We start from the raw sequence: 21237 nt of genomic DNA, 5'->3' as shown, positions 1-21237 counted from the left end.
TACAAGCCTAGTTTTGGTCGACGAAAACGGTCAACGCCGTCGCAAAACGGCCCGTCGTCGCTCGCCCCCCCCCCAAGGAAACCGAGGGAAACGGCGGCAAAGCCGACAGGCACCGCTCAAAGTGTGCAGCGGATCTGCTCCAGCAAGCGTTTCAGTCTCTCGTCGACGCGGCCCCAGTCCGGAAACTGTCGCCCCTCGACGACCAACCAAACCACCCAATTTGCCAGACTGATCCAGCCCGCGGAATCAATCAGGGCTCTTAACAGTGTACGCAACTCAGCCTGCGGTTGGCGATTGAATAATGGTTCCTGATCGCCGTAACCCGCCACCACCGCCTCGATCGTACCGTCCGGATCCTGCCAATAGGCGGCAAAACTTCCGGTCCAACGGGCCAGATCCGTCGCGGGCGAATCGACGCGAAGGGCGTCAAAATCGATAATTCCCGAGGGTTGCCCCTGTCGAAACAGCACGTGTTCCCGATGCACATCGCGCAGCACGTAATGAGCCAACCGGGGTTGGCGGCCGACGGCCTCCAACCGACGCGAGTGGGATGTCGACACCATAGCCCAGTGCGTCCGCAACCAAGCCGCCGCCCGCACCACGGTGTCGGCAAGCTCCGATGGCAGTTGGCGAGGCGGATCCGTCGCGACCGCACGGGGTAACGCGGCATCCAAAGCACCGATCCGCACCTGTCGGTCACGCACCGCAGCGACCGGTTGCTCCGACTGTCCCTGGATCCGCAACGCACGGTGCACCGCAGCGATCGCTCCGGCCCCCGCGGCGACCTGATTGCGGGTCGCGGCATACGACAGCGGTTCGCCCGGCATCCAGTCAACCAATTCCCAAAGGCCACCCCGCGCGTCGACGACCACCGTCTCGCCCGCCCGCCCCCGCTGGTACTCCGGCAACAAGGGACAGTGCTTTTGGGCTTGCGAGATCACGCGATGAACCAATGCAACTCGATCCAGCTTCGTCCCGCTTGGCCAACGCCGCAACACCAGCCGACGCGGCCCCTGGCAGCCGTACAACTCGGCACCACTCATCCCGGCAGCCAAGGGATGCACCTGCGTCAGCCCGTGATGCTGCAGCAAGCCGGATCGGATCTCTTCAGGAATCATGACAGGGAAGGCCTCAACGTCTGCCGCCTGGCGACGGACACGGCACGGTCCGGGCAGGGCTCCCATTACCGCACCACCGCACCCCAGGACTGGGCGTCGCGGCGCAGCGATTCCAGAGCCGGCCGCCACACGGCATCTTCACTGGCAAAGGTGACGATTCGCGCAGGAGATTCGCCCCCAGCCGGATCGACTTCCATGGTGATCCAAAGCGTCTCCGTGGGCAGAACAGATTCCACTCGGTCGGCCCATTCGATCAGGGTCCAACTCCGCGGCGCTTCGAACAACTCCTCCACGCCAAGTTCCAGAAACTCGTCTTCGTCGCCAATGCGGTAGGCGTCCAGGTGATGCAACTGGATTTCACCGCTGGGCAGACGTGCCGCGTAGCTGGACAACAGCGTGAACGTCGGACTGGTGACGTCTTCCGGATCGATGCCCATCGCGGCGGCCAATGCCTGCGTGAAGGTCGTCTTGCCGGCACCCAGCGTCCCCACCAAACCGATGACGGCTCGCGAGGGAAAACCGGCGACGATCGCGGAAGCCAGCTTGTCCAACCGCGCCAGGTCGATGTTCGAAAGTGTCAACGTGGTCATCAAGTCCGGTCCGAATTACGGAATCAGCCAGAACGCACCGGTCATGGCAGCCGCCTGCGTGAGTGCTCCGCGGGCGCTGATCGGCACCGGCGGCACAATCCACGGGGCACAGTCACCCGGTCGATAGTAGCCCAGGGCATACTGGCACTCGTTGGGCGGGTGAATTCCCATTTTGTAGGGCGTCACCGCGATGTTCGCAAAGAAGTGCGCCGATGAAACGACCGGCTGCAGCCAGGGACCCGCGGTGTGACCGTAGCGTTCCAAATTGACTTCTTCGTAGTACCGCGGCTTGCTGCACAGGTTCGACGCCTTCCACGTCATGGTCAGTGGTGTCCACGATCGCGGGGTAAACGCAACCTGTTCGATCAGGCATTCCTTGGGAAGCCCCCAACTCTCGGACAGGTAAGCCAAATCGCCTTCGCTCAAATCGTCCACCGGCAATCGTTGCTTGTTCCCATCGGCGGACTCGATGATCACGTGTTCGTAAGCCAGGTCGACCAGTTTTCCTGAGGCCATGGGGCGTCCTCGCACGTCGCTCCATTTGCGCACCGTCTGGCTCTGCTCAAACTTCTCTCGTTGCTTGCGATACTCTTCCTGATCAAACAGGTCCGGTCGGAACGGCGGACTGATATCCAGCGTCAGTTTGTCGATCGTTTGATCGGCAATCCGATCGCGGAACTCGTCGCACGTCAGTTCGTTCGCGGCGATGGTCGACGTGGCACCGCCGTCCCGAGCCGCAGCGCCAGCCTGGCCGTTGCGAGGTTCGAACTCGCGTCCCCGCTCTTTGCGATCGAAGGGATTGTTAAACGGCGGCTGATCGCCCGAAGCGCGGTCGGATGGCGACTCGGTTTGACGATCCGTCACGTCGCCCTTAGGAAGAAAATCAATCTCTGGATCGCCTGGTGATTTGCCGTCGGCGGCCGGAAGGTCGTTGCTGTCCTGAAGCAGGTCGCGCATCGAAGGCTCCGCATCGCTTGAAGGCAACTCCGTTTGCGGCAGTTCGGGTTGCGGAAGCTGGTCAGCATCCCGCGGACTCTCAGCATCTCGCGGACGCTCAATCGATTGCGGCATGGGCAACGACCTTGCCCCCGGTTGCGTCGGCGCGACGGAAGGCGGAACCGCTTCGGTTGGCCCTGCCGACGGTGGCAACGCCGATGGTTCAGCCCCGGCGTTGCCGCGAAGCAAGTTCGAGGGCAGTTCCTCGGCCGATTCGGCGGCTTGCCCGGCCGGACCGGTTTGCGGGGAGTCCGACGGCAGCTGAAAACCGCCTCCCTGTTGTGCGACTCGCACCGCATTCTGCGGCGCGGCGTGATTCTGCGGCGCAACGTTCCGCGGTGCCGCGGCACCACGGCCAGCGGTGTCTGCAAACGGGTTGTTAAAGAAGTCGTTCGGCTGGGCAATCGACTCGTCTGCGGGCCGGTGGTAATTGCCGACGGGCTGTTCGTGACCGGTCTGACGGACCTGGCCGGGATCAACCGCAACCGCACCCTGGCGGCGGTGATGAGCCGCAGCGGCGGTCTCAAACGCATTGGCGGTTTGAACGGCCGGCGTGGCATAGCCGACCGGTTGAACCGCCGCGTGAACCGCTGACCGTTCCCCGACCCGCTGCGTCTGACGTTGCGAGGCGCTGGCAACCGCGGCGGCTTGAACCGGGACCGATTGCGACGCCGTCCGTGGGGGCCGGGCAAAGACATCCTCGGCGGGAACATGCACCGGCTTTGGAGCGACCTGGGCACTGCGACGCCAACGCAGATTCCATCCGGGCGGGGTGGTCGACGACGGCTGCTGGGCGATTGCCGCGGCGGGGTCAACGGCGACCGCTCCGCAAGCCAGCAAAGCCGCGAGGGCGGCCGGCCAGGCGCGTCGCCGACCGACAGCCAATTTCGACTCAGTTGTTTTCCGGCGATTGAACGTCGGGACTGTAATTGGGCGCTTCCTGGGTGATCGCAATGTCATGCGGATGGTTCTCCCTAACCGTCGCTGCGGAGACGCGAATGAACCTGCCATCACGTCTGAGCTCGTCAATCGTCCGTGTTCCTAAGTAACCCATTCCCGCTCGCAAGCCGCCGACCAGTTGGTAGACGTAATCGCTTAGCGGGCCTTTGTAAGGCACGCGGCCTTCAACGCCTTCGGGGACCAGTTTTCCGGCCTGGACTCCCTTCTGGCGATACCGATCACTGCTGCCTTTGACCATCGCGCCCATCGATCCCATCCCGCGGTACGTCTTGAAAGTTCGACCTTGGTACAGAATCGTTTTGCCAGGGCTCTCGCTTAAACCGGCAAATAGGCTGCCGATCATCACGGTGTTCGCTCCGGCGACAATCGCTTTGGTGATGTCACCACTGAAGCGGATCCCGCCGTCAGCGATGATCGGTATGTTGTTCTCTTTGGCGACCGAAGCGGCTCTCAAAATGGCGGACACCTGGGGTACCCCGACACCGCTGATCACCCGCGTGGTGCAGATCGATCCCGGTCCGATTCCGACCTTGATCGCATCCGCTCCAGCGTCGATCAACGCCTGGGCCCCTTCGGCGGTCGCAATGTTTCCCGCGACCACGTCAATGTCCCAATTTGATTGCGCTTTGATCTCCTTGACGGTATCGATCACGTTCTGGCTGTGGCCGTGAGCCGAGTCGACGACCAACAGGTCCACGCCCTGTCGGATCAGCCCTTCGGCACGCTCCAGATCACCCACTCCGATCGCCGCACCGACCCGAAGTCTGCCCTGGGAATCTTTGCACGCTCGGGGGAACCGCTTCATCATGTCGATGTCGCGAATCGTAATCAGTCCCGTCAGTTTTCTTTCTTCGTCAATCAGCAAAAGTTTCTCGACCCTTTTTGCCGTTAAAATTCGTTCAGCCTCCTCAAGCGTTACATTCCCCGTCCCCGTCACCAGATTCTCACAGGTCATGACCTCAGAAACTGGGATATCTGGGTCTTCCAGGAAACGCAGGTCGCGTCGGGTCAGGATGCCCGCCAGGGTGCGATCCTCGTGCACGATCGGGATTCCGGAGACGTTGGCCTCATCCATCAGCTCACTGGCTCGCCCCACCTTCTCGGTGGGCGGCAACGTCACCGGATCGACGATGATTCCGTTGGCCGACCGTTTGACCTTCAGCACTTCAATGGTCTGCAAATCCGCGGGCAGGTTCTTGTGAATGATGCCCAGACCACCCTCCTTGGCCAGTCCGATCGCCATCTCCGCCTCGGTGACGGTGTCCATCGGAGAGGACAGCAGGGGGATCTGCAGTCGGATTCGCTGGGTCAGCTGGCTGCTGACATCGACTTCACTGGGCACGACGTCGCTGTAGCGCGGTTCCAGCAGGACGTCGTCGAAGGTGACCCCGGAGTAGCTGATTTTGTCTTCAAACATGCCGAACCTGATAACCGAGCGCGAGCTTGGAATTGGGAAAAGTCCAGCAGTATGACGAACGTCAATCGGACCGGGAAGTGGCGGCGAATTTGGTCAAAGGTTCGCCCGCGGCCCCCTCTCGCTAGCGGCATGCTGTGCCGCAGATTGGCGAAATCCCCATCCGCGCCCCGCTGGTCCATTATCATCAGCTCCATTCTGAACACGCCCCGTTTGCTAGAAAGGCGCGCGATGCCCACCGAAATCTTTCGTACCCTGTGCCACCGACTCCTCTGTCTGGCCGCTGTCCTGATCGGTTCGACCGCGACCGCGGCGGACCGGCCCAATGTTCTGTTCATCTTTCTGGACGACTTCGGCTGGCGGGACGCGGGCTTCATGGGGAGCGACTTCTACGAAACTCCCCACCTGGATGCCTTGGCCGCCAGAGGAACCGTTTTCACGCAGGCCTACTCGGCCGCGGCGAACTGCGCCCCGGCCCGGGCGTGTTTGCTGTCCGGCCAGTACACGCCGCGCCACGAAATCTTCAATGTCGGGACGCAGCGGCGCGGCAACCGCAAGCACGGCAAACTGATGCACATCCCGGGAACCGACACGCTGCGGACCGACATCCGCACCTGGGCCCAATGCGTTGACCAGGCCGGATACCGGACCGGAACGATCGGCAAATGGCACCTCAGCGACGATCCCTTGCCGTACGGATTCGATTTCAATTTTGCCGGAACACACAGCGGTGGCCCCCCGCAAGGTTACTACCCGCCCCACGGCAAGATCGAAGAACTGGCCGATGCGCCCAAGGACGAGTACCTGACCAATCGCTTGACCGATGAAGCCATCGGGTTCATCAATCAATCGGACCCGGCCCCCTGGTTCCTGTACCTGACTCACTTCGCGGTGCACACACCGCTGCAGGGCGAACCCGATCTGGTCGCCAAGTACCGCGACAAGCCCCCGGGGGAATTGCACGATCACGCGGTGATGGCGGCCATGATCGAAAGCGTTGACACCGGAGTGGGGCGAATCGTCGAAGCACTCCAACAATCTGGCCAGTCGGACAACACCATCATCGTCTTCACCAGTGACAACGGCGGCTACGGGCCGGCCACTTCGATGAGCCCGTTGAAGGGCTACAAAGGAACGTACTACGAAGGCGGGATTCGCGAACCGATGTTCGTCGTCTGGCCGGGTGTGACTCAGCCGGGGAGCGTTTGCGAAGTCCCGGTGATCAACGTCGACTTGTATCCGACATTCTGCGAGATGACCGGCGCCGAATTGCCAGACCAAATCCGGGACGGAAAGAGCCTGGTTCCGCTGCTGAAGTCACCCGATGCGGCCCCCGAATCGTTTGATCAGCGGGCCCTGTTTTGGCACTTCCCGGCCTACCTGCAAAGCTACGCCAGGACCGATCAGCAGCGCGACGTGCTGTACCGCAGCCGGCCGTGCAGCATCATCCGCGCGGGCAAATGGAAGCTCCATGAATACTTCGAAGACGGCGGTCTGGAATTGTACGACCTGCAAGCGGACGTCGGCGAATCGAATGATCTGAGCGAGACCCACCCGGAGATCCGCGATTCATTGCACCAGCGGTTGCGTCAGTGGCGCGAATCGACCAACGCGCCGGTCCCGACCGAACCGAACCCGAACTACGACGAAGCCGCCGAACGCCAAGCGATGCGAAAAGCGTTGAAGAAACGCGACTGATCAGGCCGTTCCCGTTTCAGGGCGCCCCCGTTTCAGCGCTCGGTTGGCCGCGACGATCGAATCCCGATGCGTCGGCCAATTCGCCGGGCCAATTCGTCTCGCCGTCTCGCGTCCTACCCGCGGGCGTCAAAGTATTCCCGCAGCGGCCCGATCATCGGCGTCAATCCTTTGTAATCCGCCACCGGTTCGGGGATCGTCCGCAACACGCCCGCCATGATCCGACACTGATCCGCCGTCAGCTGATCCAGCGGACGGCGTCGCGTCAGGATGGTGAACACGATCGCCCCGCTGTCAGGCATGCGGGTCAGTGTCTGGTACTCGACGCGAAAGCAACACCGCTGACCGGCGGTCTGTCGGTCGACTTGTCGGCGGGCGGAATTCAACTCCGCTGCCCGTTCGGGTAACAATGCCAGGTCAGCCGTCGGGACGATGCCCCAGTTGTACCGGTGGACGGTCTTCAATGGCCGCAGCGAAGCCAACAGCTTCACCGTCCGCGACAAAAGATGCTCGGCGAACCCGGCCACCGGACCATGGGTCGACGCCATCGACTGGCCAAGCTTGCCGCGAATCGACCAACCGCTAGGAAAACAGACCAGTCCCGCCACCACGGGGAACCCCGACGCGGCGTCATCGCTGACGACCGCCACGTCTTCTTGAATCTGCAGCCCCACGTCGACCAGTTGCGGGTCTTCGTCCGACCGCTCCTGGACCCAGTCCGCCTGTGACCGAATCCAGCGGGCAACCTCCTCGACCAGCGTTTCCGATCCGGGGCGCACGGCAAACACCTGGTCGCGGTGCGTCCGATACAGTTCCCGCTTGAGCCGGACTTCGTCCTCGAATTCCGCAGTCCTTTGCAGCGGAGTTGCATCCGCCGGCAGAGCCTGGATGCCAAACTGGTGCTCAAAGGAGGGCCGCGTCAGCGGAAAATCGATCATCAGCGTGACGCCTCCTTCTTCGCAACGCGTTCGATCGCGAACACCTCCACATCGACGCCCGGGCAATAGTGCACCAGATCCGGCATGCGACCCGGCGCAGGCATCCCGGCGGCGGCAAGCAACTGCTCTTCCAGGTCCAACACCTCTGCGGTCCAAGCCTGGTAGGGCGCGTGATGCACTTGGCCACGGTACACCGCCCCGCCGCGCAAGACGAACAACAGGTAGCGTTCCAACAGAAAGTATTCCAGCGTTCCCGGCAGGGAGGCGCCCAGCGGATCCTGCACGCGAAACGCGACACGGTGCTTGCCTTGACCGCCCCGCCGATGACTCTGGTAGCGATGCACCTGGTCCTGTTGAGACCCCGTCATGGTCGCATGATGGTACGGCAACGACCAACCGATGCGCGCGGCCCAGACAGCCAGCAGAGAACTTGCGTCCAGCGAAAAAAAGTAGACGCCCGGTTCGCCGCGGTACGTCACGTACGTGCGAACGTTGGTTTCAAAAAAGTTGAAGGCCCAGCGTTGCGGCAACCACGGCGGCTTGATGTCGCGCATTTTGAAAGGAACCAGTCCGACAAAAGCTTGGCCCTCGAACAGGTCCAATTCCAGCGACTCCGGCACGAGAGGGCGGAGCACGGCCGCGTCGAACCGCCAATGACAGAACAACAGCGATTCCCAGCTTTGCGTGCCGTCATTCTTTCCCGGCGGTCGGGCCGTGGGGCCGATCCGATCAGCCATTCGTGTCTCGCCGTTGGGACTTGGCATCTACCCAAGTCACATCACGCTCCCACTCAGAGGTCATGCCGTTTTGTTTCACCCTCCTTTCCGCACTCGAAAAGCTGGACGACTTCCGAGCGGAGCCGCGTAGCACTCGCCGCGGGTTTCTCCGCATCAACCGGCGGCTAGCGCCTCGCCGCTTATTGCATATCAATTCGCATTCTCTTGGATTGAAAATGCGCTGTGCCGCTAGAGCGGTTTGATTTCCAAGTTGCGCCAACGGACTTCGTACGGCCCGGCTTTCTTGCCGATCCCGTGGACCTGCAGACCGATCAGACCTTCAGGATGAGTCTCGTAGATCTCCTCATCGGTCAAGTCCGCGATCATTTCGCCGTTGATCCAGACCTTGATGTTGGGCCCTTTGGCGACCACACGATACTGGTTCCACTGGCCGTTCTTGAAGTGATCGTGTTGGTTGACCGATTTGTCTTCCGACTGGGGTTCCGGCGACAGCCAACCACGTCCGGTCGCTTCTCCGTAGATGTAACCCGCTTGGCCGGGCCCCGATTCGATTTCGACTTGCGGGCCGTACACGCGACCGCCGTAAGCATTCTTGGCGTCAGCATTCTTCAGCTTCGAACGAATCTGGACACCGGAATTCAAACCGTCGTCGACTTTGACTTCAAACTTCAATTCGAAATCGCCATAGGTCGCATCGGTACACAGGAAACTGTTGGGGCTGCCTTCGGCCGTCCGTCCGACGATCACGCCCCCGTCTTCCACGCCGTAGGTTGCGTAGCCGCTCTTGACGGAAAACCCGTCCAGCGTTTTTCCATCGAACAGCGGTTTCCAGCCGTCTTCGGCCGAAACGACGGACGGGACAGATGCAATCAATCCGATCAGCAAAGCAAGGGTCAGTTTATGAAGCATGGGAGGCACTGATTTCGTCTGAGGGGGATGAAATGGGAAGGTCGGCGGGCATTATAGATCAAGCGACTGTTGCCGTCGGCGACGCGCGACCGGATCGGCCACGCCAATCGGCCGACGCCGATTGACACCTCCCCAGAAACCCTCGCACGCCCCCTCCGACGAGGCCTACAATAAAACCAAAGGAATCCCCAGGCCAACGCCCCACTTTTCTGGCCTGTCCACGGCGCGTCCCCCGCGGCCGCCGGGCGGAACGATGATCGTGCTCTGTTCCTTCGTTTCCCTTCACCGGAGATTCAAGATGTCAGTTCAAGCCCTGGGCGAACGCGTGCTCGAAGTCGAGTACACCAACCGGAAACAACACACCGCCTTCATGACCGGGCAAATCAAATGTGAAGACGGCGGCGCCGGAGAAATCATGGCGGAACTCTGCGACGCGGACGGACAGCGAAAATTCGATCTGACCGCCGGTGCCCACCAACATTCCGACGCGCGGGTCGCCTGCAACACCCTGACCATGCCAATCCCGCCCCGATGGAGCGTCAAGTGCTATCGCATCGAAACCAAACCCGGCATCAACACGCGGTGGGCCGAGATTGACTAGCCGGTTCACCTGCCCTGCTTTGCTTCACCCGCGAGGAGGTCGTGCAGCTTTGCTTCACCCTCCCTCCGGGAGGGTCGCGGAGGAGCTTGCGACGACGCGGGGAGGGCTCGTCCGGGGTCGTTGTATTTCAGCGGATTGTTGAAGACACCCTCCCCAAAGGCTCGTGCCTCGCCTTTGACCCTCCCGGAGGGAGGGTGAATTTCAGAAAAGCACGTCTCTTACCGGCTCGGAAAGCTGCACGACCTCCGAGCGGGAGGGTGAAGGCTGTTTGCCAATACATCACGGCGGATTCAGTCTCCACCCAGACAGTACAACACTTCTTGACGTTTGCCGTCCCGCATGACTCCGTGTCGCGCGTAGATGCGGCCGCCGACGATCGTCGGCGTGGCGAAAGCGTCGTCGCCCAGACGGCTGCGGGCCAGACGTTCAAAGCCTTCCGGGGTGGCACGGAACACCGTCGTCGTTCCATCTTCGTCCGTCGCATAAATCCGATCGCCGACCAAAACCGGTGACGCGGTGAAGTTGCCGCCCAACCGAGCCTTCCATTGTTCGCGTCCGGTGGCCGCTTCCCAACAGATGGCGACGCCCGCATCCATCACCGCGTACAAGTAACCGTCGCGGATCAACATCGACGGGACGTACACTCGGTCGCCCGTCTCCCACGCGACTTCGCCGCTGCCGTCGGCACGAATCGCGGCAACATGGTTTCGCGGATAACCGCCACTGCTGTAGACCAACTGGCCATCGGTCACCGTGGACGTCACACACTCGGTCGTCGCTCCCTCGATCTCCCACAGTTTCTTGCCCGTGTCAGGATCAAAGCTGGACACCAATTCACAACCGGTCATCACCAGCTGATCCTTCCCATTCGCTCGAACAACGATCGGTGACGCATAGTTGGGCTTCTCGGGGCGTTGCTGCTTCCAACGCACCTCCCCCGTTTCCCGATCGAAGGCGACCAACGCTCCGCCGCCCTTGTTGTCGGCCGCCACGATCACCAGGTCGTGATAGATCAACGGCGATGATCCGTAGCCTTGATGGATCACGTAGTCGGACACCTTCTGTTGCCAAAGCACGCGTCCCTTGCGATCCAAGGCGGTGGTGAACACGGCGCCGTCGTTCAGAAAGTTGACGAACAATCGCTCACCGTCACAAGCCATCGTCGAAGACGCCTGCGATGCCTTCTCATTCTTTTTCATCAACCCGTCACGGTGCACGACGGTTTCCCAAATCAATTCTCCCGTCTCGCGCGACAGGCACAGCACCGACTGCACCTGGCGTTCGCGGTCGGCGGTCGGCAGGTAGACGTGATCGCCGACGACAATCGGCGACCCGTGTCCCCGCCCCGGGATGGGTCGCTGCCACAGGATGCCTTCCTCCGGCCCCCACTGCATCGGTGGATCCTGGTCCGCGTCGGCGCTCCCGTCCAGTCGAGGACCACGCCACCAGGGCCAATCCTGGGAGGTCAAACCAAGTTCTGCTTCGGGTTGAGCGCTGGCGGTGGAAGCAACCGCCGCAACCAAAGTAGCAGTCAAAAGAAGAGCCGGAAGGACGCGTGAATTCATGAGCCTGGGCAACGTGGGAAGGAAGATGGGCTTGTTTTCGGGGCCAGCTGAACGCGATCGAACCCTCGTCACCCGACGGGATGCGCCCGGGCGCGGGAGGCAACTCGATCGCGAAAGCGGCGCCACCACCGCCTGAGAAGTGTAGCCACGCGAGCCAGGGCGTGGAAGAAATGCGGGGTAGCCACCTCCTGCCGACGGTGGCATCCGTGGATGCCCCTGGTTGACGGCCCGTGATCGAGGATTGGTTAAGCGAACCAGTCGTCGACGACGCGACCATGCACATCGGTCAACCGGAAGTCGCGACCGGAATAGCGATAGGTCAACCGCGTGTGATCGATCCCCATCAGGTGCAACACCGTCGCGTGCAGGTCGTGAACGTGGACCCGGTTTTCGATCGCGTGCATCCCGAAATCATCGGTGGCCCCGTGCATCTGACCGCCTCGAACCCCGCCGCCGGCAAGCCACATCGAGAAGCCGGTGTGATGGTGATCGCGGCCCGCGTTCTTGGGATCCTTGTCCTTGTCGACTTGGGCATAGGGAGTCCGACCGAATTCACCGCCCCAGATCACCAGGGTGTCCTCCAGCATGCCACGACTTTTCAAGTCCGCCAACAAGGCGGCCGTGACCCGATCGGCATCGGCGCACAATTTCTCATGCCCCGCGTTGTTCTTGGTGTGCGTATCCCAAGGTTGCTTGCTGTTCTTCTTGACGTAGAAAACTTGCACCACGCGCACGCCACGTTCGAGCAATCGGCGGCCCAGCAGACAACTGCGGCCGAATTCCGAATCACCGTACGCCTCCCGCGTCGCGAGCGTCTCGCGTTCCAAATCAAACGCTTCGGAAGCCTCGCGTTGCATCTCGAACGCCAATTCCATCGCGCGGATGTGCGTTTCCAAGGCCGCTTCGCCCGGCCGAGCGCGACGGTGGATGTCGTTGATTGACTGCAGCAGATCCAACTGTCGCCGTTGCTCCGCGGGCCCAAGATTCGGATTGCGAACGTTGCGAATCAGCTTGTCGACTTGCGTCTGATTGGTGTCGATTTCGACACCCTGGTGCTGTCCGGGCAAAAACGCGTTCGACCACAATTGGGGACCGACCACCGGCAAGCCGGGCGAGAGCGCGATAAATGAAGGCAGGTTGGCGTTCTCCGAACCCAGACCATAGGACAGCCACGACCCCATGCAGGGACGCGTCGGCTGCTGGTGTCCCGACTGCATCAACAGCAACCCGGGCTCATGGTTGGGCACATCAGTGTGCATCGAGCGGACGACGCACAGATCGTCGGCGTGCGCGGCCAACTGTGGAAACAGCTCGCTCATCACCACGCCGCTCTCGCCATGCGCTCGAAACTTGAAGGGCGACGGCATGTACCCGGATGCTCGATTCTTCTTGGCGATCTCATCGCCGGTCGGCGTTTCCCCGGCATGTTTGGCCAACATCGGCTTGGGGTCGAAGGTGTCGACATGCGACGGAGCGCCGTTCATGAACAGAAAGATCACCCGCTTGGCACGCGGCCGGTGGTGCAGTCCTTCGCCGGCGGACGATTCTGCCGACGCGGCCGACAACACGCCGCCGGCGTCCAACGCCGACAGCAACCCCACGGCACCGAAACCGGCGCCACTGCGACGCAACCATTGACGACGAGAAACAGGACTCAACATGATCAATCCACCATGAACATTTCGTTACTGATCAACAACGCCTGGGCCAGCTGAACCCAGCGTTGATCGGGCTCCGATGGCTTTCCGGAAGTTGCCACGCCGGACACGTCGTCAGCGGACAGCTCGTCACCGGGGCCACCCAGAAAGGCTTCGGCCAAGGCCATTTCTTCTTCATCCGGCTGGCGGGCGAACAGCCATTGGTAGGCCACCGAAATCCTGGCCCTCCGCGTCGAAGCCTGCGCGGCGATCCGGTCGGCCAAGGCCTGACTGTGCTGCAGCAAAAACGGACTGTTCAACAGGAACAGTTTCTGCAGCGGAGTAGTCGTCTCATGACGGACCGGGCTGTGGGCATTCGGATCGGGGAAGTCGAATCGCGCAAGCAGCGGGTTCAGATCCAGCCGGCTGACCTCACTGTAAACCGTCCGGCGACCCGAATCGACATCGGACGGATCGATGGACCGGCCACCAATGACCGGGTCCAGCCGGCCGGCAACCGACAGGATGGCGTCGCGATACGCTTCCACGCTCAGCCGGCGACGCGGCATCCGCCACAGAAAGCGGTTGTCCGGATCTTTGGCGGCCTTGTCCGGATCCACTCCGCTGTTTTGACCGTAGGTCGCGGACAGAACGATTTCGCGCTGCAACCACTTCAGTGACCAATCGTGCTGCATGAACCGGACCGCGAGGTCGTCCAGCAGTTGGGGATGCGACGGCCGGGCCCCCAACGATCCGAAATTGCTCGGCGTCGCGACCAGTGGCGTTCCGATCAACTGGTGCCAGACGCGGTTGACGATCACGCGGGCGGCCAGCGGGTTGTCAGCGTCGACGATCGCTTCGGCCAATTCTTTTCGCCCGCTGCCGCTTTCAAAGTGCGCCGCCTCCGCTTCGCCCAACACCGTCAGAAAGCCGCGCGGCACTTCCTGCCCCAAACGCTTGGCATCGCCACGAATCATCACCTGAAGATCCTGCGGCTTGCCCTCGCGAATGATGTGGACGGCATCCTGTGGCTTTTTCGCCTGACCGTTTTTCGTCTCGACGGATTCGTCCAACGGCCGGTTGTACATTTCCGTGCTGGCAAACACGCCGGCCAGGGCGTAGTAGTCGGAGGTCGGGATCGGATCATATTTGTGGTCATGACAACGGGCGCAGGCCACCGTCAATCCCAACAGTCCTCGCGTCAGTGTGTCGACGCGGTCTTCCCATTCGTCGGCCATCACCTCCAGGTCATTGCGGCGATAGTACTTTGGCCCCAGCCCGATGAATCCCAGGGCGACGTGTTCCTGCGGTGATTCGGGAAACATCAAGTCGGCAGCCAGCTGCCGCTGCACGAACTGGTCGTAGGGCAGATCCTCGGCAAGCGAGCGGATCACCCAGTCGCGATAGAGGTAGGCGTTTGGATAGGTCAATGAATCATTGTTGCCCACGATGTGCGCCTGATCCTCGGCGTAGCGGGCAACGTCCAACCACAACCGTGCCCAACGCTCGGCATGCTGCGGGGAAGAGAGCAATCGCTCCACGACTCGTTCCTTGGCCAGCGGCGAAGCATCGCTTACGAATGACCGGACCTCCGACGGGCTGGGAGGCAGGCCGATCAAATCAAACGTGACCCGCCGCAACCAGACCCGCTTGTCAGCCGGCGCGTTGGGGTGCAATTCGTGCTGCTGCAAACGCGCCAGGACAAACCGATCCAGCGGAGCCTTGGCCCAATCGACAAACGACTGCGGGGGCGGAGGCAGTTCGGACACGTCATGTCGCGTCGGTGGCTGGAAGGCCCAGAACGATCGAGCGCTGTCCCAATCGATCCCTGGTGTTTTCTCGGGGGATGTCGGCGCAGCATGGGAAGACGCCGGCATCGCCGCTCCCGACCGGATCCACGTTTGAAAATCTTCAATCACGTCGTCCGGCAGCGGTTCGTCGGGCGGCATCTCCATCCCTTCGTATCGCAACGCGGCCAACATCAAGCTGGAATCGGGGTCCCCCGGCGCGATGACCTCCCCGGAATCTCCGCCGCTTCGCATCGCAGCCGCATCGTCGACTCGCAATCCGCCTTGAAGCGGATCGGCGTCGGCCGAATGGCAGGAGTAGCAGCGCTCGACCAAGACCGGGCGAATTCTGCGTTCAAAAAAATCCACCGCCGCCGGATCGACGTCAGCGACGCTCGGTGCGCCGCCGGAGCCGCTCGCCTGCTCGGCTCTCACCCCCGCCGTCCCGGGCAACAACGGTAGCGTGATCAGCATCAAGATCGCTCGAAAGCACGTTCCGATCGGTGGCGCGGCGGGCATGGCAAGTCGCGGACGGGGGCGGGAAGTCTTGGTCACGCGGCGTCCGTCGGACTCGGCTTCCAAGAAAATCAGGCGGGACCCGTCGTGTCGGTCGGACCGCCGGGCCCGGGCCAGTATAACGGACCGATCAGCCCATCGAACGTCAAAATCTGGCCGGGCGCAACCGGACGAGTCGCGAGGCGACGACAGCAATACCGCATCCGGATCAAGCAGAAACTAGGAACGCGGCGTGTCCTCCAAGCGAGAAGGAAGCGATCTTTTTGGGACACGACGCTTTTTTTGCGACCCCGAAATGTGACTTTCTGTGCCCCTGCCCACGGCCCTCCGCCCTCGGAATCGGCCGACCGTCGTTATCATCGCAGTCGTTCGGCGCTCTCGCGTTTAGAGGAAGAAAACGGGCAATCGCCCGATCCGTTGCGCTGCGACGACGACCCGCAGGCGATGATTTGCGGGTTCCACCTTTCACGGGTTGCACGCGAACGTCCGCGGCCCGTCTCCGGCGGAACGACCGCGATTGCAATGGAGCCGCACCGCGGATCGATCCTCACTGATCCTTGTCTTATTGGAGTAATCCCTATGTTACCCCTGGTCGGTTTCTTAGCTGGCTTGCTGCTGTACATCGCTGGGAAAGTCGTGTTCGGCTGCCTGTACACCGTCTCGCCCGACCAGCGAGCGGTGGTGACCAGTTTCGGCGCTGCGGAACGCCTGGCCGGTGCGACGCCAGCGCCCTCGGTCGTTGAAGACCAGACGCTCAGCCACGAAGAGCGTGAACGCTACGAATACCCGCAAGTTCGAGTCATCGGGCCCGGGGGCCCGTATTTCAAACTGCCGTGGCAACGTGTGCACAAAGTCAGCGTGGCGACGCAAGCCGTGGACCTGTGTTGGGATCCGACCAAGCGACAGGACACCATCGAAGCGGTCACCAAGGACAACTTGACGACCGGCGTCAACGGCCAGATCCGATACCGCATTTGCGAAAACAATCTGTACGCCTACCTGTTCGGTGTCGCCAGCCCGTTGGAACACGTGATGGGGTACTTTGTCTCCGTGCTCCGCGAACGGATCGCCAACTTTGTCGATCCCAAAGGTCAAAGCCTGCTTTCGGAAGACGAAATCTCCGAAGCCGATCCGGTCGCGACCGGTAGCAGCGCCGTGGAACTTTCCGAAGGCGTCTCGATCAATGACCTGCGAAAGAACTTGCCGCTGCTGAATCAGTACATGGAAGAACAGTGTCGTTCGACCCAAGGCCGATACGGGATCGAGCTGGATGCGGCCCTGATCACCGAAATCGACCCGCCGGCTCAAGTCGACCGCGCCCTGTCGGCGATCAACAGCACCCGCAACCAGGTGGCGGCGGACATCAGTACCGCCCAAGCCGATGCCGAGCAACAGATCACGATGAGCGCCAGGGCGGTCGAAATCGCGACCAACAATGCCCAGGCCGAAGTCGCGCCCCTGCAGGAACTGGCCGGAACGCTGGCGACCATCAAAAACGAGGGGGGCTCCGCTTGCCTGAGAGCGTACCTGCGTAACGCTCGTGTCCCACTTTACAAACGGGCGGGCCGACTGGTACACGCCGACCGCAACTCACGACGCTCGGAGGTTTGATCATGTTGTTCATTCCAGCATTCATCGCCGGCCTGCTGATCATCCCGATCGCATTGGGAATTGCCCGCCTGTTCGGCATCTACACCTGCGTCAACGAGTGTGAGTCTCAGGTCTTCACACTGTTCGGCAAGGTGATCGGAACCATCGACGAAGCGGGGCTTCACTTTCCGGTCAGCTACTTCGGCCCCCGCGCGATGCTGATTCCCTTCTTCGGCAAGAAGTACGAAGTCAGCACGGCGTTGCGGCAACACTACCTTCGCAGCCAGATGGTCAATTCCGAAGAAGGCACGCCGATGGGCGTGGGCATCTGGTACGAAATGCAGGTCAGGGACCCCGTCGCCTACCTGTTCACCAACGCCAACCCCGACGGATCGCTGCAAGCCAACGTGACCAGTTCCACCATTTCCACCCTGAGCAACCTGGAAATGGAAAAGATGCTGGAAGATCGCCACAGCTTGAGCCGAACCGTGCGGCGGACCGTTTCGCCACTCTCGGAAAAGTGGGGTTACCGCTTGGGGTCGGTCTACATTCGCAAGGTCGAATTCACCGACGTGCAAATGGTCGAGAACATCACCGAGAAGGTCGTCAAGCGGCTGGTGCAGGTGACCAGCGCGATGAAGCAGGACGGCGAGAACCGGGTCGGGCTGATCCGCAGCGAAACCGCCTACAAGGTTTCCCAGAAGATGGCCGAGGCCGCCGCGGCACGCCCGGACATCGTCGGGAAAAAACTGAACGAAATCGCCAAGCAGGACGCCGAAATCCTGGATACGCTGCTGGAGGTCATGGAAGTCGACGCCTTGCTGGAATCCAATGCTTCCATCGATATCCTGCCCGAATCGAGCAACCTGCTGATCGAAGTCGGTGAGTCGAAGTCAACGTCGACGACAGACAATTTCATTGAACGGGCGCGACGCGCCGATCGATAACCCCCCTTTACCCCCGGTGTCCCAATGGATGCAAAAGCAGCGTTCGGCAAGTGCGCCAACTTGAGCGCAACGGTCCTCAAGACCTACATCAGCGACATGGACGACAAGGACTTGATGGTCCGCCCGGGCGAAGGGTGCAACCACCTGGCCTGGCAGCTCGGACACTTGATTGCGTCCGAAGTGATGCTGCTGGAGAAAGTTGCCCCCGGCAGCGGCATCGAATTGCCCGAGGGGTTTGCGGACGCGCACTCGAAGGCCACCTGCAGCAGCGACGACGCCGATCATTTCCTGACCAAGGCCGAGTACCTGGAACTGTTCGACAAGGTGCATGCCGCCTTGCTAGCCGCGCTCGAGGATTACCCCGAACCTGATTTTGACGACCCGGCGCCCGAGGACTTCCGATCGTTCTGCCCCACCAACGGGGACGTTTTCAGCCTGATCGCCACGCACCCGATGATGCACGCGGGCCAGTTCGTGATCGTCCGGCGCAAGCTGGGAAAACCGATCCTGATGTAAGGGTCTATCCGCGTGGTTTGGCGGGAACGGCCACGGCCCTTCGATTTTGCAATCTTGAATAACGCAGCTTGGGAAACTCCGGCTTCAGCGCCTCCAAACCCTCCTCGGTCACCTGCGTGTCGTAGAACGTCAACGTTTGCAATTCGTCCAGTCCTTTCAAGTGAGGCAGGCCTTCATCGGTGATCGGTGCTCCGTAAATCCTCAAGGATTGCAGCGCCTTGATGTTGCCCACGTGGACGAGGTCGGAATCTTTCAATTGACATCGCATCAACGTCAATGACTTCAGATTTGCCTGGGGCAAGCAACGCCAACCCGATTCACCAATCAGATCGCCGCTCATCAGCGTGATGTCGATCGGAACCTCAATTTTCGCCAACAGACCGAGCTGTCGATCGGTCGCGTTGGAAAGCGTGAATCGGAGCGTCCTGAGTTGCTGGAGCTTCGCAAAGGTCTTCGGTGATTCAGGAGTCAGCCGGTAATCTGAAAGAGAGAGCGATGCCAATTGTTTTGCATCCGCCAGACACTCCAGATGGGCGTCACCGACGGAATCCGCCAAAGACAAATTCCTCAGCCCCGGAATCCGCTGAATCTGCTTCACGTCAGCGACTGCCAGTGACTCCTGACGCACGATCAATGATGACAGCGACGCGATTCCGGCCAGCCGGCTGAATCCGATGTCGCTGACGGTGGTGCGACTGAGTGACAGCGATGACAACGACGTCAATTCCGAGATGGATTGCATGCAGTCGTCCGTGATCCCGTTGCCGCTCAATTGAACCATCCGCAGCTGTGGCAAGTGGCGGAGGTGATCGACATCGCGGTCCCGTGAAATGCTGACCGACAGCACATGCCCCTGGCGATCGAGATGCAACCGCACGCCGGCCGCTTTCAACGCTTCGACCGCCCGTTCTTCGTCCGTCATCGTCAGCCGATCAAAACGCTGACGCGCCAGATCGTTGATCGGCAACGACGGATCGGAAGCCAACCGCTCCAGGACCGCCATGGCCGCCTGGACGGATTCCTCTTTCCTGGCGACCTCGCAGATGGCTTCCAGGCAGCGCGTCCGAATCTCCGGATCTTCACCGTTGCATTCCCGGGCAAGCAGTTCCAGTGAAGTTGCCCCCGCCTGGACGAGTTGCCGATACCCGGCCTCGCGTTCAGAAAATCGATCGCTGTGCAGCGAGTCGATCGCCCGTTGAAGCTCGGCCTCCGATACCACCGCTTCGTCGGCCTTCGCCAAGTCTTGGCCAGACGCCGGCGCCCAAGGACCGGCAAGAGACGCCAACACAACCAAACAGCCAATTGGCTTACAGGAAAAGAATCCCACGGAACCGGTTGCCTCCCGTCGCGCCGGCCAACGGCCACGCGACCTTGGGTGTCAGTGGAAACGTCACTCCCGGGGGCGCGACGAACGCAAGTGCCGATCGGCAAACTCAAGATACTGCCGCCAATCGTATTCGGTCAAATCATGCTTGCCGGTGCGGAGGTGATATCCGATCACGCCCTCGTTGATCGGCTGATCGGGCGACGGCATTTGTTCGGGTGCGGCATCGGAACCCATCCCGTCGGTATCCAGCAAACGGTACACCGGATCCGCGTGGACGGCCGACAGAAACTCGCCCTTGGGATCCGCCCACCGATCTTCGGTGGCGCTGGCCACGTACAAGGGACGCGGCGCGATCAGAGCCAACAATTCGTGCTGATCAACGGGCAATGCCGATTCGTTTTCGTTGTACTCGTTGAACTTGTCGTTGAACCAATGCGGAAACGAGGTGTTGATCCGACCGACGGTCTCACCAATGGCGCGCCGCGAAAGCGCGGCACCGCCGCACCCCGAATCGTTGCTGATCACCATCGCAAACCGCGGGTCCGAAGCTCCGGCCCAAAGCGAGGTCTTTCCCAGACGCGAATGTCCGATGACGGCCACACGGTCGCCGTCAATCGAAGGACACTGGTCCGATTGCAGGTAATCAAGGGCCCGGCTCAACCCGTAAGCCCAAGCGGCAATGCTGCCCCAGCGCGACTCGTCTTCGACGCCCGTCAGTGAATCTCCCAACGCGCCGTGGATGCCATTGTTGAACCCGTCATCAAAATCCGGATCGATGTCACCGTAATAGATCGTGACCAATCCGTATCCTCGCGAGACGATCAAGTCGACCGGCCAACGATCCGCCGCGACGCCGCGGGCCGCCTCGGTCGTGCGGTTGCCGTCGGTTGTTTCGCCGCGATTGCGAAACCAACCGGGATTCAACTGGATCGACGGGTCGGAATCGATGCTGTGATTGCCTTGAAAGTTCAACCCCAGGAATGCCGGAACCGGACCATCGGCCGACGTCGGCACGTAAATCAGCAACCTCATCGACGCCGCATCGTCGCCGGATCCGAAAAAGACGTCGACCTCGCTGCGGGTGGCCTTGCCGTCCAGGACTTGTTTTTCGCTGACACGCTCACTGCGAATCTGACAGGGCTCCGGCGAGAAACCGTAAACGTGCTTCCGGAACAATTCCAACAGTTCCGCGCGCCGCTGGTTTTCCCATCGGCCGGGGGTGGTCACTGCCGATCCGTCTTCCATCACCAAGGGATCAGGAAGCTTGTAGGGAGCAATCTTGGACTCGTCGTAGTTCGGCTCAAACGCCGTGGCATTGGATACACAGGTGGCCGCGGTCAGCAAGAACGCGGCGCAAGCCCACGCGTGCCGGAGATCGATCAGGTGTCGCATAG

General features: G+C 61.4%; 17 protein-coding genes. 5 read left to right on the top strand and 12 right to left on the bottom strand.

Annotation, left to right across the window (positions count from 1 at the left end; genetic code table 11):
* Positions 1-116 precede the first annotated feature (116 nt).
* The 4 genes from FYK55_RS14620 to guaB form a co-directional block, all read right to left on the bottom strand.
* The gene (locus tag FYK55_RS14620) at positions 117-1118 is read right to left on the bottom strand and encodes an aminoglycoside phosphotransferase family protein (protein ID WP_161604511.1); all 1002 of its coding nucleotides are present in this window, start codon (positions 1116-1118) and stop codon (positions 117-119) included.
* Between the two features lie 65 nt (positions 1119-1183).
* A complete protein-coding gene (gene tsaE, locus FYK55_RS14615; RefSeq protein WP_150077161.1) occupies positions 1184-1708 on the bottom strand; it encodes a tRNA (adenosine(37)-N6)-threonylcarbamoyltransferase complex ATPase subunit type 1 TsaE in 525 nt (174 codons plus the stop codon).
* A 15-nt stretch (positions 1709-1723) separates the two neighbouring features.
* Positions 1724-3589, bottom strand: a complete 1866-nt coding sequence (locus FYK55_RS14610) for a hypothetical protein (RefSeq protein ID WP_150077160.1) — start codon at positions 3587-3589, stop codon at positions 1724-1726.
* A 7-nt stretch (positions 3590-3596) separates the two neighbouring features.
* Entirely contained in the window at positions 3597-5081 is a 1485-nt protein-coding gene (gene guaB / locus FYK55_RS14605; RefSeq protein WP_150077159.1) for an IMP dehydrogenase, read from the bottom strand.
* 228 nt (positions 5082-5309) lie between these two features.
* Here guaB and FYK55_RS14600 point away from each other — a divergent pair, with 228 nt between their 5' ends.
* Positions 5310-6776, top strand: coding sequence for a sulfatase (locus FYK55_RS14600; protein ID WP_150077158.1), 1467 nt, complete (start codon positions 5310-5312; stop codon positions 6774-6776).
* Positions 6777-6889: 113 nt separating this feature from the next.
* On the opposite strand, the gene FYK55_RS14595 is transcribed toward FYK55_RS14600, so the two are convergent.
* From FYK55_RS14595 to FYK55_RS14585, 3 genes are all read right to left on the bottom strand, one after another.
* Entirely contained in the window at positions 6890-7711 is an 822-nt protein-coding gene (locus tag FYK55_RS14595) for a heme-dependent oxidative N-demethylase family protein (protein WP_150077157.1), read from the bottom strand.
* Positions 7711-8448, bottom strand: coding sequence for a YqjF family protein (locus FYK55_RS14590; protein ID WP_161604510.1), 738 nt, complete (start codon positions 8446-8448; stop codon positions 7711-7713). The genes FYK55_RS14595 and FYK55_RS14590 overlap by 1 nt, the downstream gene beginning before the upstream one ends.
* Before the next feature lie 228 nt (positions 8449-8676).
* Positions 8677-9357 (bottom strand): 3-keto-disaccharide hydrolase, encoded by a 681-nt coding sequence (locus tag FYK55_RS14585; protein WP_150077155.1) that lies wholly within the window; start codon positions 9355-9357, stop codon positions 8677-8679.
* 298 nt (positions 9358-9655) lie between these two features.
* Here FYK55_RS14585 and FYK55_RS14580 point away from each other — a divergent pair, with 298 nt between their 5' ends.
* A complete protein-coding gene (locus FYK55_RS14580; RefSeq protein ID WP_150077154.1) occupies positions 9656-9958 on the top strand; it encodes a hypothetical protein in 303 nt (100 codons plus the stop codon).
* Positions 9959-10248: 290 nt separating this feature from the next.
* Here the strand turns inward: FYK55_RS14580 and FYK55_RS14575 are convergent, their stop codons facing one another.
* The 3 genes from FYK55_RS14575 to FYK55_RS14565 form a co-directional block, all read right to left on the bottom strand.
* Positions 10249-11523 (bottom strand): outer membrane protein assembly factor BamB family protein, encoded by a 1275-nt coding sequence (locus FYK55_RS14575; RefSeq protein WP_150077153.1) that lies wholly within the window; start codon positions 11521-11523, stop codon positions 10249-10251.
* Positions 11524-11768: 245 nt separating this feature from the next.
* Positions 11769-13184: a DUF1501 domain-containing protein gene (locus FYK55_RS14570; RefSeq protein ID WP_150077152.1), complete on the bottom strand. Its 1416-nt coding sequence runs from the start codon at positions 13182-13184 to the stop codon at positions 11769-11771.
* 2 nt (positions 13185-13186) lie between these two features.
* Positions 13187-15502 (bottom strand): PSD1 and planctomycete cytochrome C domain-containing protein, encoded by a 2316-nt coding sequence (locus tag FYK55_RS14565; RefSeq protein ID WP_150077151.1) that lies wholly within the window; start codon positions 15500-15502, stop codon positions 13187-13189.
* Positions 15503-16042: 540 nt separating this feature from the next.
* Between FYK55_RS14565 and FYK55_RS14560 the strand changes: the two genes are divergently transcribed.
* The 3 genes from FYK55_RS14560 to FYK55_RS14550 are packed head-to-tail and all read left to right on the top strand — an operon-like array spanning position 16043 to position 18516.
* Positions 16043-17074, top strand: coding sequence for an SPFH domain-containing protein (locus FYK55_RS14560; protein ID WP_150077150.1), 1032 nt, complete (start codon positions 16043-16045; stop codon positions 17072-17074).
* Positions 17075-17076: 2 nt separating this feature from the next.
* The gene (locus FYK55_RS14555; protein ID WP_150077149.1) at positions 17077-18000 is read left to right on the top strand and encodes an SPFH domain-containing protein; all 924 of its coding nucleotides are present in this window, start codon (positions 17077-17079) and stop codon (positions 17998-18000) included.
* A gap of 24 nt (positions 18001-18024) precedes the next feature.
* Entirely contained in the window at positions 18025-18516 is a 492-nt protein-coding gene (locus tag FYK55_RS14550; protein ID WP_150077148.1) for a DinB family protein, read from the top strand.
* 4 nt (positions 18517-18520) lie between these two features.
* Here FYK55_RS14550 and FYK55_RS14545 read toward each other — a convergent pair whose 3' ends face one another.
* Both FYK55_RS14545 and FYK55_RS14540 read right to left on the bottom strand, forming a co-directional pair.
* Positions 18521-19804 (bottom strand): hypothetical protein, encoded by a 1284-nt coding sequence (locus FYK55_RS14545; RefSeq protein ID WP_150077147.1) that lies wholly within the window; start codon positions 19802-19804, stop codon positions 18521-18523.
* A 102-nt stretch (positions 19805-19906) separates the two neighbouring features.
* A complete protein-coding gene (locus FYK55_RS14540) occupies positions 19907-21235 on the bottom strand; it encodes a glucuronyl esterase domain-containing protein (protein ID WP_235908698.1) in 1329 nt (442 codons plus the stop codon).
* Positions 21236-21237 lie beyond the last annotated feature (2 nt).

This window comes from Roseiconus nitratireducens (genome assembly GCF_008629675.1).
GTDB lineage: Bacteria > Planctomycetota > Planctomycetia > Pirellulales > Pirellulaceae > Stieleria > Stieleria nitratireducens.
The sequence above is the reverse complement of the archived record's forward strand: the minus strand, read 5'-3'. Positions and strand labels throughout refer to the sequence as shown.